The organism is Bacillus haikouensis (assembly GCF_013179555.1).
GTDB classification, from domain to species: Bacteria; Bacillota; Bacilli; order Bacillales; family Bacillaceae_B; genus Rossellomorea; species Rossellomorea haikouensis_A.
The window spans coordinates 1-13,282 of the sequence record NZ_JABMCR010000107.1 but is presented as its reverse complement, the minus strand read 5'-3'; the positions used below and the strand labels follow the sequence as shown (position 1 = coordinate 13,282).

Genomic DNA, 13,282 nt, shown 5'->3' with positions numbered 1-13,282 from the left:
AGGAAGTGCTGCGTTCCCGATGCCGACTACGATCAACTTCCAGATCGGCAGAGGCTTTTTCTCCCCTTTTCGCCGCTGGATGAAGAAGATCGGCAGCAGGACGAGTGCCCCGGCGATACAGCGAAGGAAGACCGTCCCCCACACGCCGGCAGGCTCCACCAGCCATTTTATAAATACAAAGGACATCCCCCATATCAGACTCAGACCGATCAGCGCCATATATAAGCGAGCCATGATGTTTCCTCCCTTCTACCTTCGATAGTATATGAAGCAGTTGTGCAATTTAATAGATTATTAGATGTTATAACAGAAATTAATTAGTCTTATCCTATCTTATTTTTCTTTGAAAAGTAACCCCTTTTTTTATTTGGTATCCCACTCCTTAGTCAAAAAAACACAACTATTCAACCATTTCATTTTTACATTTACGTGCTACTATGTAAGTGTTTGCAATTAAATACATATTTTAGGGGAGATCATGTTGAAGAAAAACAAGAAGATAGCCGCCGGTACCGCTTTAACTTTAGGACTTCTAATCCCTCAAACCGCTCCTTCCATAACGTACGCTGATGTAATGGATCAGGATCTGGTGAAGCTCCGTATTTTAGAAACAACAGATATCCACGTAAACCTTGCCAATTATGATTACTATCAAGATAAAGAAACGAACAGCTATGGACTCGTGAAAACGGCCACTCTTATAAAAGATGCGCGTGAAGAAGCCGATAACAGCCTATTATTCGATAACGGAGACCTGATTCAGGGAAATCCTCTGGGTGATTATATTGCAAAGGTTGATCCCCTTCAAGATGGCGAAACTCACCCCGTGTATAAAGCAATGAATCTGCTTGATTATGATGCGGCAAATATCGGAAATCATGAGTTCAACTATGGGTTGGATTTTCTTGATACTTCTTTGAAAGGGTCCAATTTCCCGTATGTAAATGCCAATGTTTATAAAGATGATGGCAATGGCAGCCCGGGTGATGATGAGAATTATTTCAACCCATATACCATTCTTGATCGCGAAGTCGTTGACGGGGATGGTGAAACCCACACGATTAAAGTCGGTGTCATCGGATTCACCCCTCCACAGATCATGCAGTGGGACAAAGCAAATCTGGAAGGGAAGGTTGTCGCGAAAGATATTGTCGAATCAGCCAATAAATACATTCCTGAAATGAAAGAGAATGGTGCTGACATCATTGTCGCCATCCCCCACTCGGGAATCGGTACTGTGACAGATGAAGGTATTGAAGAGAATGCCACTTATTCCCTTTCAAAAATCGATGGGATCGATGCAATCCTGTTCGGACACTCACACGGTGTCTTCCCTTCTGAATCGTATGCAGGGATAGACGGCGTCGATGTCAATAAAGGAACGATCAACGGAGTCGCCTCTGTCATGCCCGGATATTGGGGAAGCCACCTGGGATTGGTAGACCTTGAGCTTGAACTCAAAGACGGAGAGTGGTCCGTCGTCGATTCCCAAACATCCTCCCGTGCAATCGCTGACAATGACGGAAATCCGTTGGTAAACCGGGATGAGGAAGTGTTCAATGCGATTGAAGAGGACCATAATCACACAATCGACTGGGTAAGAAGCGCAGTCGGAGAAACAACATCTCCGATCAACAGCTATTTCGCGCAGGTGAAAGATGATCCTTCCATTCAAATCGTGACCAACGCACAGAAATGGTATGTAGAGAAATACATCAAGGGCACAGAATATGAAGGACTGCCAGTATTATCTGCCGGCGCTCCGTTCAAGGCAGGAACACGGGGGGATGCCTCTTACTACACAGACATTCCCGCAGGCGAACTTGCAATTAAAAACGTTGCCGACCTCTATTTATATCCCAATACACTTCAAGCTGTATTGATTGATGGAGCCCAGGTGAAAGAATGGCTTGAAATGTCAGCTGGACAATTCAACCAAATCGATGCTTCCACTTCTGAAGAGCAGTCCCTGGTAAATGGGGATTTCCGATCCTATAACTTTGACGTCATTGACGGTGTGACGTATGAAATCGATGTAACAAAACCTGTTCGTTACGGTACGGATGGCAAACTCATGAACGAGGATTCCCACAGAATCAAAAATCTCAAATATAAGGGACAGCCGATCGATCCCGATCAAAAGTTCATCGTTGCAACAAATAACTACCGTGCAAGCGGTGGTGGTCACTTCCCGGGTATAGACGGGACGAATATCATCATCCAGTCACCTGATGAAAACCGTAATGTGATCATCGATTACATCATGGAAAAAGGAACGATTAACCCTGAAGCTGACGGCAATTGGAACTTCGCTGCAATTAAGGGAGATGTAAATGTCGTATTTGAGACTTCTCCTGAGGCTCAGAAATATATCCATGATTCAAGAACATACAAATATATCAGTACAGAAGACAGTGGATTCGCTAAGTATTCCATTAAGTTCAAGCAAAGCGATGCGACTAATCCGGGACAAGAGAAGAAGAAGTCCAGTGGCAATTTCTTAACGAACTTCATTTCTTCGATTGCCCAAACGTTACATCTTATTAAATGATCACCGTGAACCTCCATTATGGGGGTTCTTTTTCAATCCATCCAAAACACTACCTTTTTCGCAGTTTTCAATCTGCCAGCCGAAACCATTTAACTTTCATGGGTTTTCATCATATAATGGGAGGGTAGAATTGATAACTAGTGAAAAATATTTTATGGGACTGATCATGAATGTACAATAAAGAAACGGTTTATAAAGAGTTATTGAATGTGATGCATGAAGATAATATCAAACGCGATGAATTACTGAGGAATCATTTATATACGAAGCTTGGCGGGAAAGCCGATTTCTTCCTTACGCCGACAACGTATGAAGAAGTGCAGAACATCGTGAAGCTTTCCAATAAGGTGGATGTACCGTTTACGCTGCTCGGGAACGGTTCGAATCTGATCGTCAAAGACGGCGGTATCCGCGGGATCGTGCTTCACCTTACGAATTTCGATGAAATCAAAACAAACGAGCAGCACATCGTTGCCCAAAGCGGCGCTGCGATCATTGATGTGTCCAGAAGAGCGCTGGCTGAACGTCTGTCCGGGCTTGAATTCGCATGCGGAATCCCCGGAACGGTCGGCGGCGCCCTGTTTATGAATGCTGGTGCTTACGGCGGGGAAATCAAGGACGTACTTGATTACTGCTATGTCGTTGACCGTCATGGGGAATTGATAAAACGGACTGCCGCAGATCTTGAACTCGATTACCGCCACAGCAACATCTCGGAAAATGGCGATATCGTTCTTGAGGCAACCTTCAGCTTAAAGCCTGCGGAATACGATGATATTAAAGCAGTCATGGATGACCTGACGTATAAAAGAGAATCCAAGCAGCCGCTTGAATACCCGTCTTGCGGCAGTGTATTCAAACGACCGCCGGGTTACTTCGCCGGTAAACTGATCCAGGACAGTGAGCTGCAGGGGACGAATTTCGGCGGTGCCGAGGTTTCCACAAAGCATGCCGGATTCATTGTGAATAAAGACAATGCATCGGCCAAAGATTATATTTCGCTGATCGAGCATGTACAGAAAACGGTAAAAGAGAAGTTTGATGTGGAGCTTGAGCGTGAAGTACGGATTATTGGCGAAGATTTGGAATAGGACTCCAGGGGAACTGCGGAATAAGCAGTTCCTTTTCTATACAAAAAACAGTCTAATCAAATTAGACTGTCGGAATGTAATGGTTGGTCTTATCTATTTTTAAGATTGGGTGCAGGCTTTGGTTTGCGGATTTGGCGGACGTTCGTGTTTTGCGCCTGCTGGACTTTGGCATCGAGTTCTAACATTTCCCGTGCTTTCACATATAAAAGTGACATAGCCTAGCCCTCCTTTTTTAAAAGCTTAGTTTTTACATACCCAGACTACATTTTGTAAAACCTGAAAATTTGAAATTTTTAAAAATCATAACTCCACAAAATTTTCCATTCGCCTTTTTCCTGAGCAACATAGCATACCTGGCTGATCGTCATCTCCCCAAACTGACTTTCAAACAGTAAATCCACCTTTGCCGACCTCGCATCTTTGAACGCCGGTCCATCTTTACTGAATGGAAACTTCTTGATTGTCTCGATTTCTCCTACGTCCACCTCGAAGGTATCCACCCCCATATGACCGAGGAAAACATGGTTTTTTGTTTGGATGTAAGAGGATTTCCCGAATTTCTTCTTCATCTCGGAATGGAACATTTCCCACGAATTTCCGAAATCACCTTTCTGTTCATACTCATAAAATTCCTCGATGACCTGCTCTGGAGACCGTTCCCCCCCTCCTCCAATAACGCTAATAAACAAGAAAATAAGGATCCCGCCGCCTATGCCCATAACGATAAGAGGAAGTGGATTTTTTCTTCTCTTCATCCCTTCACCCCTGACTCCTTCATATACATACATTTTTATGTTGGACATCTTGCCTGTATGTACTATTTTCAGGGGAAATCTGAAAAGCCTTCATGATCGGGTCATGAAGGCTGCATTTCTTGTTTTATTAAAATCTCTTCTTTTTTCTTAATCAGATAGGATAAATATTTATCGTCTTTCAGCATTTCAAAAATCATGCGGGATTTATTTATGTAATCCAGCGCCTTATTGTAGCATTCTTCCAGCTCGTAATTATAACCGATCTGATAGTGCAATTGTCCAAGTCCGTATAGGTGTTCTTCTTCAAGGCACCATTTAATTGCTTCTTCACAGTGTTCGATTGACTCCCTGTACTTCCCCAGACGGGTCAACACTCTGGCAATATTATAAAGCAAGCGGGTTTTGATGGATTTATCGTTCAGGCTGGTGTTTGTACTCAAACCTTCTTTCACTTGCCGATAGATTTCAAATGATCGATCATAGTTTCCTCCTGAGAATTCCAGGGCCCCAATACTTAGAAGGATTTCCATTTCCCGTTCTGACAACGCCTTCTTTCGGTTATAAGTCAGATGAAATGCTTTATAAAACGTTGAAATAGCCGTTTCTCTCTGCTTTTCAACCTCGAATTTGTAGATTCCTTTATGCCATAAAAGAAGCTGAAGGTTTTCATTGTCTTTGATGAATATCGGATTTTTTTCTTCGATCTTCACCATTTCCATTAGTTCTTCAAATTTCAACTTGACTCTTAGCTTCTTTAGTTGACGCTCAACCTCTTGAATATAATCCAGACGCGGTGTCGTACCGATTTCAAAGAAATAGTTCACGTCTACCCCAAGCTTTTTCGAAATTTGATAAAGGGCTGTGGCACTCGGATAGATATCCCCTTTTTCAATCCGGCTGATCAGTGCCTGCGTACAAATACCATCAGCCAGTTCTCCTTGGGTCAATCCGACAATCTTACGGAGTTCTTTGATTTTTTTACCTATTAGTGAGTAATCCACTTTTTCACTTCCCTGCAAATCCTTTTCTGCAAAATATTAATATATTTATATATTATCAGAAATCGAGATGATGAAATAAAGAAATCAGCTTATATCCCCATAGAGGGCTCCAGAGTTCAAATACACGTTATTTTAATATATGTTTTAATGAATCTAACGACAAATTACAATACCTGTTGACGGCACTTCTCTTTATGGGGAGTGCTCTTTTTTTATTTCTGTTTTTTCTGTACTACTCGAAATGATTTGTTCTTTTTTCTTCAGTAGATAAGCGTGATAACTGTGATTATTTCGCATTTCAAATATGATTATCGACTTCTCGATATAAGGTAATGCCTTTTCCAGTCTGCCTTCCAGCTCATAATTATAACCTATATGATAATAAAGCTCTCCAAGCCCCCATAGATGTTCTTCTTCTACGCACCACCTGACAGCTTCAACACAGTAACCCCTCGATTCCCTGTACTCTCCCATCCTGGTCAGGTTCCGGGCGATATTATATAAGAGCCTTGTTTTAATGGATTTGTCATTTAAATGCTCAATCGTACTTATGGCGGTTTTGACTTTTTTATAGTATTCCATTGATTGCTCATATTTTTCCAGGTTAAATTCAAACACGCCCAGTGTTAAGAGGATTTCTATCTCTCTCTCAGTCAATACTTTTTTTTGAGTGGCGGTAAGGTTATAGGCTTCTTTAAGAAGTGCTTTAGCTTTCTCACTATCTTTCTTTACTTCAAAGAGATAAATGCTTTTATGCCAGTAGAGGAGCTGCAGATTAGTAGAATCCTTATAGAAAAGCGGGTTCGTTTCTTCCACTTTGATTACTTCCATCATTTCATTATATTTTAATTTGATTCGCAGCTTTCTTAATTGCCGTTCAACTTCTTTGACATAGTCCAATCTCGGAGTTGAGCCAATTTCAAAGAAGTAATTAACATCAACCCCCAGTTTTTTTGAGATTTGATAAAGACTCGCTGCACTTGGATAGATATCTCCTTTTTCAATCCGGCTGATCAAGGCTTGTGTACAAATACCATCTGCAAGCTCTCCTTGGGTCAATCCGACATCTTTCCTCAGCTCTCTTATCTTCGTTCCAATCGCCGAATAATCCAAGTTTATCTCCCCCCAGTCAAATATTAATATATTTATATTTTAGCAGAAAACCTGCTGAATTCTTACGATAACCCAATCATTTTAGTGTCTATATCATGCAGAATCGAAATACAAGTATTTTTCATCTATGTTTTAATATATCTAACGACAAATTACAATACCTGTTGACGGCACTTCTCTTTATGGGGAGTGCTCTTTTTTTATGCAGATCATGACGTTATCCAGCAACTTGTTCCTGACAGAACAGGATATTAATATTTTAATATTCCTGAAGTAAACTGCTTTTTTCATGAGATTCTGACCGACTCAGTCCCTTTAAAAGCCTGAGAACGAAGATACACATATTTTCAATCTATGGTTTAATGTTCTTAACGACAAATTACAATACCTGTTGACGACACTTCCTGTGCGGGAGTGTCTTTTTTTACGCCGGAAAACCTTTTCTGTCTTCATATAACTCTAGAGGAAGCCCATCGGGATCTTCAATAAAGGTGAATCGCTTTTGTGTATAAGGATCTATTCGGATTTCTTCTGGTTCAATCCCAAGATCCATTAACTCAGCTACCGACTCTTCTATGCATTCCACCTCAAATGCCAAATGACGGAGCCCTCTCGCTTCAGGATAACTTGGACGCTCAGGCGCATCCGGAAACGAAAAGAGTTCGATGACATACTCACCGTTTAGAGAAAGGTCCAGCTTATATGACTGTCTTTCTTCCCGGTAGACTTCCCAAATTACCTTAAACCCCAGTTTACTTACATAGAATTCTTTCGACAGATTATAATCAGAGCAAATAATGGCTATGTGGTGAATCTTTTTAAAATTCACGTGAATCCTCCTTTGGTTGTGCCTGTCACGATTTTAGGGATGGGTGCCTGGAACAATCGGGCTTGATTGTGCCTGGAACAATTTAAACAGATTGTGCCAGGCACAATTCAACACTTTTGTGCCTGGCACAACTCATCTCTTCTGTCCCCGGCACCACAGAATGGTCCAGTCTCCACTGTATCCGACTACAAAAAAGAAGCAGCCCAATAGACCGCTCCTTTTCACAAAACATATTACTTCATCGCATCCGTCAACACAGGCACGATTTGCTTCTTACGGGAAACAACGCCTTTCAACAATGCTGTGTTGTTCTCAAGCTTCACATTGAAAGCTTTTTCCACTTCTGCTGTTTTACTGCCAAGTGCAAGGGCAGTCGAATCGTTTTCTAGGATGTCTGTCACAACCAGAAGGAATAGATCCAGCCCTTTTTCTTTGATCAAGTTTTCTATAGCAGCTTCGATTTCTGTTTGGCGTCCGAGCACATCGTTCGTGTCTACTACATTGACCTGCGCGACTTCCACTTTCGCCGACCCCATTGAGAATTCCTTCGCATCAAGTGTCACGAGCTCATTGATTGATTTCGAACTCATATCCGCTCCTGCTTTCAGCATTTCAAGGCCGTATTCCTGTGCATCGACGCCAGCGATTTCAGCTAACTCCTTCGCTGCTGCTACATCTTCGTCCGTGCAGGTTGGCGATTTGAATAACAGGGAATCGGAGATGATTGCTGACAGCATCAATCCAGCCATTTCCTTCGTGACCTCGACACCTTTTTCTTTGTAGATTTTATTTAAAATCGTTGCTGTACATCCAACAGGCTCTGCACGGTAGTACAGTGGATCTGCCGTTTCGAAGTTTGCGATCCGGTGGTGGTCGATGACTTCAAGGACGCGGACATCTTCAATGTCATCTGCACTTTGCTGACGCTCGTTGTGATCAACAAGAATGACGGTATCCGTTTCATTAGCGACCGTTTCCACCAGACGCGGTGCCTCTACCTTAAAATAGTCAAGCGCGTATTGCGTTTCGCCGTTTACTTCTCCTAAACGAACTGGTTCTGCATCCATGCCGATTTTTGATTTTAAATCAGCATAAACCAACGCTGAAGTGACCGTATCCGTATCAGGATTTTTGTGACCGAAAATAAGTGTTTTACTCATGATCATTCTCCTTACTCTATGTATTTTAATGATAGGGAATATCTCTTTTACATTTTCTTATAGTACCATATTTCACTGATTTTTTCGTCAGTTTGTTGATTTTTGCAGGTGAGAAAGTTGCGGTAATTGTCCTTGTTTTATCTTATTGGATGACGTCGAAAAATACAAATAGTGGTGAGTGAAATCACTTTTAAAAGAAAGGCTGCTCCAGAATAGGAAGCAGCCTTTTTAGATTATATGACCTCTTTCGTTTTGTACCCCGCCCGAATAATCATTCCGATCATGTCATCAGTCATATTCAAATGAGCAACACCCGTGCCCCGGATTAAATCCTGCGTGTTCCGGTCATCGAATGACAGGTTTCCGGCGAGGTAGACTTTGAATACGTCTACAAGGCTGTTTAAACGGACTTCTTCCTCATCCAGTTTCTCGTTTGTATGTTCCACAACCGACAAGTTTTGAAAATCCAGCGCTTCCTTTAACAAATGCAGAAGTTCGCTGTTGGTTGGCGGATTCGGGTTCGTAATATGATAAATTTTATCGGCTGCCGCTTTCTGCGGTGCCTTGCTTAAGATATCGGCGACATAATCGACGGGAACCAGATTCGAGGTGCCATTCTTCGCAGCCACCAATCTGTAGGTACGAGTGCCCCCGCTTCTTCTTGCCGTCTTTCTTTTAAACACAGCAAGCGCCCTCATAAATCCATATAGCGTGAACTGGGAATCTGCTTCTCCCGTTTTCGAATCCCCGACAATGATTGCCGGTCTGAAAATGGACACGTCCATTTGATCACGGTAAGAGAAAACGAGATGTTCGGACTTCACTTTGCTCTCTTCATAAGGGTTGTTGAACTCCCCGTCTTCCGGATAGAGCTCCTCTACACCATGAGTCAGGGTACCCACTGTGTAAGCAGTGCTCACATAGTAGAAGCTTTTGGCCTGTAATTTGGCTGCCAGACCGAGTATGTTCTTTGTTCCGTCGTAGTTGGCTGCAAACAATTCGTCTCTTAAATCGAGATCGAATTTGACAAGTGCTGCCAAATGATAAACAGCATCTATTTTATTTGTGAGCCATTCAATATCTTCCAGTGACAAACCGCCCATCGGGTACGTAATATCTCCTTGGAAAATATGGATCCTCCGTTGATCAGCGGATGGAAATGAGTCTCGCAGATCCTCCGCCTTTTCTACATTCCGAACTAACATAAAGACTTCATTCTGTTTATCCAATAAAAGGTTTTTGATGAGCTTTCCCCCAAGAAAACCTGTGGCTCCAGTTAAGAATAGGTTCAAAAATGATCACTCCTGTTGTGATGTCGACACATTTATTTACCCTATCATAGCATAGTTTTGGAGGACGGTGAGTTTTGGTACTGATGTAGAAATTACCAGTGGGGTTGAGTCGTTTTTTTAAAAAAATTCCTGCTTCAATTCCTGATATTTTTATATTTATGAGAAGTGATTCCCATTTAGGATGGTGTGCGGCGGTGTTTTGAGTGACGTCGGAGCGAGGTTTGGTCGTTATTCTATGAGTTTCTAAGCATATTCTATGAGGTTTAGTCGTTATTCTATGATTCCCCTAATAATCCTTGAGTTTTACTCTATCGTCTTCTATTTTCTATAAAACTTCCCTGTGCGCTCTCTCACCAAAAATAAAACCTGCCGGGCATCACCCGGCAGGCAAAATCCTAAATTGTCCAATTAGTAACTATCATAAAATTTCTTCGCCACTTCAACGGTGTGTGTGCTGCCGCCGCGTTCCTCGACACCTTCCAGCAGCATTGCCAGGATAAACTCCGGGTTCTTCTGATCATAGGATACAAATAACCCGTTTTCTTTCCCGGTCGTACCTTGCTCGGCTTTAATCTCGGCGGTACCGGTCTTGCCGGCAATTTCTTTCCCAGCTGCCTGAGCTTTACCGGCTATTCCTTCTGTGACGACCTTACGGAGGTTCGTTCTCATCAGTTGTGATTGTTCCGGACTCAATAGGCTTTCTTTCCAGACTCCTTGTTCTTCATCCTTCAATAGGACCGGCTTCATCATGGTGCCGTCGTTGATGATGCCGCCATAGGCACTGGCAAGATGGACGACGCTCATCAGGACTTCCCCTTGTCCGAAGGCTGAATCGGCGAGCTGGATTTCTTTCGTGATTTTTCCGTCATTTGAGACTTGAGACTTTTCAATCGGATAGGACATCGGGATCTCTTCACCGTATCCAAAATCTTTTAGTCCCTGGATAAAGGTTTCGGCACCCACTTCAAGTCCGACACGTGCAAAATAGATGTTATCAGAGAATTTCATGGCGCTTTCAAGATCGACGACACTGTCGTTATCGAATACCCGGACGACTTCATAGCCACCCCAGGAGTTGTCTTTTTGCCATCTCTTTCCCTTAATTTCAAAGGTTTTATTCGGATCAAGCTTGCCGGATTTCAACCCGACGGCAGCCGTGATCCCCTTCATCGCCGAGCCGGGCGAATACGTTTGATAGAAACGATTACGCAGCGGCTTGTCGGGGTTGTTATAGATTTTATCGTATTTATCTGGTGCAATACCCAATGAAAACTCATTCGGATCATAAGAAGGCACACTGACCAGTGCTAACGCCTCTCCTGTTTCGGGATCGACAGCTGCTGCCGTTCCTACTTCATCCTTCATTTTCTCATACAGCTTTTTCTGCATCTCTGCGTCTACTGTTAACGTGACGTTATCACCGTTTTTCACCTCTTGTTCGGCGATCATCACTTCTTCTCCCGATTCTTTCGTGAGGTAAATCCTCTGTCCGCTTTGCCCTCTTAGCTTTTCTTCATACACTTCCTCTGCCCCGCTGATGCCGAGTAAGGATTGTGCAGTGTAGCCTTCATCCTTTAACTTCTCCAACTTCTCCGCATTGATTTTACCGATGTACCCGGTAAGATGGGCGGCAGCTTTTCCATATGGATATTGGCGTGCTTCCACTCGTTTGGAATAGAGGCCGGGAAGCTCGATGATTTCCAGTGCAAGCGGACGCTCCGAAATCGGAAGCTTCTTGATTGGCACAAAATATTCGGGCTGCACCCAGCTTTGGTTCAATTCTTTCTGTATGGCTTCCGGAGAAATCCCCAGCAGTGAGGACAGTTTTTCTAAATCACTCTCGTTAAATTCTTTTGGCACGATTCCAATATCAAACGACTCTCCGTTGATTGCCAGGGGATTCTCATTACGATCGTAGATTTCACCGCGTTTGGCAGGGATGCTTTCCATCCCGACTTTATCGGCTTGTTCCATTTCAGGCAGGATGAAAGAAGGCTTCCACTCTACATACCAATTTTCTTTATCCTCTTTTTCTTCTTTTGTAAGCGTAATGGTTTCTTCATAAGAAACGTCGCCGGCAAGTGTGTTCATAGAGATGGTGACAGGAAATTCAGCTTTCTTTTCTTTATCCCATTCCTTTTCTTCCTTGGGCTTCTTGAATTCCACTTTAAGATCTTTGACAGCCAGATCTTCGTAAATATCGGTTGGTCTCTTTACAGCATCTTCTTTTTTATATGTTTCTTTTGCAGAAGACGATAGATACGTCTCATACATCTTTTCGAATTTCTTATCATTCCATAGATCGACATACTCTTTCAATCGATCATCCGGCTGTGCCTTTTCCTGGCAGCCTGAAACGAATAGCCCCATTATAACCAAGAGACAAAGCATGAAAAATTTCTTCCCCATATGTAAGGACAACTCCCTTTATATACTTTTCAACTCTATTTCTAATTATTTCAAATTCGGGAACCATTTTCAATTTTAATTTCTTGATTATTTACAAGGATTGCCCCAGCCGAGCTGGAATTTTTTCTAAAAGAATACCCCTTTTGTGATGAAAATAAAGAAAAAGGTTCTGAGCAGCCTGAATACACAAGTGCGATTGAGAAGGCTCACGGAAAGCGAAGTGTATTCCGGCTGCGGGCTAAATTAAGGCTTGCCAAAATCCCCCTCTCCTTCCTCCCACTCCTTTTACTTTTTTCAGTAAATCTGGTGCATTCCATATAAAATTTGTTATAATATGATGTCGTAAGAGTAATAAGGAAAACAGATCCTAAGATTATATCTTGCAAATATAAATCGACAGGTGGAAAAGAATATGAGTCAAAAACCTTACAGAGTCCTTCTGTACTACAACTATGTAACAATTGAAAATCCCGAGGAAAAGACTGCCCGGCATAAGGAATTATGCGAGGAACTTGGTCTGTTGGGACGTATCCTGATTTCTTCTGAAGGAATCAATGGGACATGCTCAGGTACAATCGAGCAGACGGATGCGTACATGGAAGCAATGAAGAATGATCCTCATTTTTCTGATACGGTTTTCAAAATTGATGAAGCAGACGAACATGCTTTCAAGAAATTAAAAGTGAAACACCGTCAGGAACTTGTGACCCTTCGTCTTGAGGATGATGTGGATCCGCATGAAATAACGGGTCAATATCTGGCGCCAAAGGATTTCTTCGAACAAATCCAAAAAGAAGATACCATCCTTCTTGATGCGCGTAATGACTACGAATACGATCTTGGTCATTTCCGCGGGGCTGTCAGACCTGATATCCGCAATTTCCGAGACCTTCCGGATTGGGTTCGTGAAAATAAAGAATTATTGGCAGATAAAAAGATCATCACCTATTGCACAGGCGGTATTCGCTGTGAGAAATTCTCCGGCTGGTTATTGAAAGAAGGCTTCGAGGATGTCGCACAGCTTCACGGCGGGATTGTCACGTATGGACAGGATCCTGAAGTGCAGGGTGACCTGTGGGAC

The 13,282-nt window shown here is 42.7% G+C and carries 12 protein-coding genes; 3 read left to right on the top strand and 9 right to left on the bottom strand.

The features are described 5' to 3' along the window. On the bottom strand, positions 1-234 hold a 234-nt coding region (locus tag HP456_RS11780; protein ID WP_172251276.1), incomplete at its 3' end, for an EamA family transporter. A gap of 244 nt (positions 235-478) precedes the next feature. Between HP456_RS11780 and HP456_RS11775 the strand changes: the two genes are divergently transcribed. Both HP456_RS11775 and murB read left to right on the top strand, forming a co-directional pair. Then, entirely contained in the window at positions 479-2,551 is a 2,073-nt protein-coding gene (locus HP456_RS11775) for a bifunctional 2',3'-cyclic-nucleotide 2'-phosphodiesterase/3'-nucleotidase (RefSeq protein WP_172251274.1), read from the top strand. Between the two features lie 170 nt (positions 2,552-2,721). Continuing rightward, positions 2,722-3,642 (top strand): UDP-N-acetylmuramate dehydrogenase, encoded by a 921-nt coding sequence (gene murB / locus HP456_RS11770; RefSeq protein ID WP_172251272.1) that lies wholly within the window; start codon positions 2,722-2,724, stop codon positions 3,640-3,642. An 89-nt stretch (positions 3,643-3,731) separates the two neighbouring features. On the opposite strand, the gene HP456_RS25355 is transcribed toward murB, so the two are convergent. The 8 genes from HP456_RS25355 to HP456_RS11735 all read right to left on the bottom strand — a co-directional run bounded on the left by HP456_RS25355 (position 3,732) and on the right by HP456_RS11735 (position 12,201). Further along, complete coding sequence (locus tag HP456_RS25355; RefSeq protein ID WP_281358021.1) at positions 3,732-3,857, bottom strand: hypothetical protein; 126 nt, start codon at positions 3,855-3,857, stop codon at positions 3,732-3,734. 78 nt (positions 3,858-3,935) lie between these two features. Continuing rightward, a complete protein-coding gene (locus HP456_RS11765) occupies positions 3,936-4,397 on the bottom strand; it encodes a hypothetical protein (RefSeq protein WP_172251270.1) in 462 nt (153 codons plus the stop codon). A 101-nt stretch (positions 4,398-4,498) separates the two neighbouring features. Continuing rightward, positions 4,499-5,398 (bottom strand): helix-turn-helix domain-containing protein, encoded by a 900-nt coding sequence (locus HP456_RS11760; protein WP_172251268.1) that lies wholly within the window; start codon positions 5,396-5,398, stop codon positions 4,499-4,501. Between the two features lie 192 nt (positions 5,399-5,590). Beyond that, the gene (locus HP456_RS11755; RefSeq protein ID WP_172251266.1) at positions 5,591-6,511 is read right to left on the bottom strand and encodes a helix-turn-helix domain-containing protein; all 921 of its coding nucleotides are present in this window, start codon (positions 6,509-6,511) and stop codon (positions 5,591-5,593) included. 424 nt (positions 6,512-6,935) lie between these two features. Then, positions 6,936-7,340, bottom strand: coding sequence for an SMU1112c/YaeR family gloxylase I-like metalloprotein (gene gloA2 / locus HP456_RS11750; RefSeq protein WP_172251264.1), 405 nt, complete (start codon positions 7,338-7,340; stop codon positions 6,936-6,938). A gap of 233 nt (positions 7,341-7,573) precedes the next feature. Beyond that, complete coding sequence (locus tag HP456_RS11745) at positions 7,574-8,500, bottom strand: manganese-dependent inorganic pyrophosphatase (protein ID WP_172251262.1); 927 nt, start codon at positions 8,498-8,500, stop codon at positions 7,574-7,576. 233 nt (positions 8,501-8,733) lie between these two features. Further along, positions 8,734-9,792, bottom strand: a complete 1,059-nt coding sequence (locus HP456_RS11740) for an SDR family oxidoreductase (RefSeq protein ID WP_172251260.1) — start codon at positions 9,790-9,792, stop codon at positions 8,734-8,736. A gap of 408 nt (positions 9,793-10,200) precedes the next feature. Continuing rightward, a complete protein-coding gene (locus HP456_RS11735) occupies positions 10,201-12,201 on the bottom strand; it encodes a penicillin-binding transpeptidase domain-containing protein (RefSeq protein WP_172251258.1) in 2,001 nt (666 codons plus the stop codon). Between the two features lie 412 nt (positions 12,202-12,613). Here HP456_RS11735 and trhO point away from each other — a divergent pair. Beyond that, positions 12,614-13,282, top strand: a 669-nt coding sequence (trhO, locus tag HP456_RS11730) for an oxygen-dependent tRNA uridine(34) hydroxylase TrhO (protein ID WP_172251256.1), incomplete at its 3' end; no start/stop codon positions are given.

What these genes read in the sequence shown, in the direction of transcription:
- HP456_RS25355 (WP_281358021.1), bottom strand. Translation starts at nt 3,857, where the DNA reads ATGTCACTTTTATATGTGAAAGCACGGGAAATGTTAGAACTCGATGCC.
- murB (WP_172251272.1), top strand. Translation starts at nt 2,722, where the DNA reads ATGTACAATAAAGAAACGGTTTATAAAGAGTTATTGAATGTGATGCAT.
- HP456_RS11775 (WP_172251274.1), top strand. Translation starts at nt 479, where the DNA reads ATGTTGAAGAAAAACAAGAAGATAGCCGCCGGTACCGCTTTAACTTTA.
- HP456_RS11765 (WP_172251270.1), bottom strand. Translation starts at nt 4,397, where the DNA reads ATGAAGAGAAGAAAAAATCCACTTCCTCTTATCGTTATGGGCATAGGC.
- HP456_RS11735 (WP_172251258.1), bottom strand. Translation starts at nt 12,201, where the DNA reads ATGGGGAAGAAATTTTTCATGCTTTGTCTCTTGGTTATAATGGGGCTA.
- HP456_RS11745 (WP_172251262.1), bottom strand. Translation starts at nt 8,500, where the DNA reads ATGAGTAAAACACTTATTTTCGGTCACAAAAATCCTGATACGGATACG.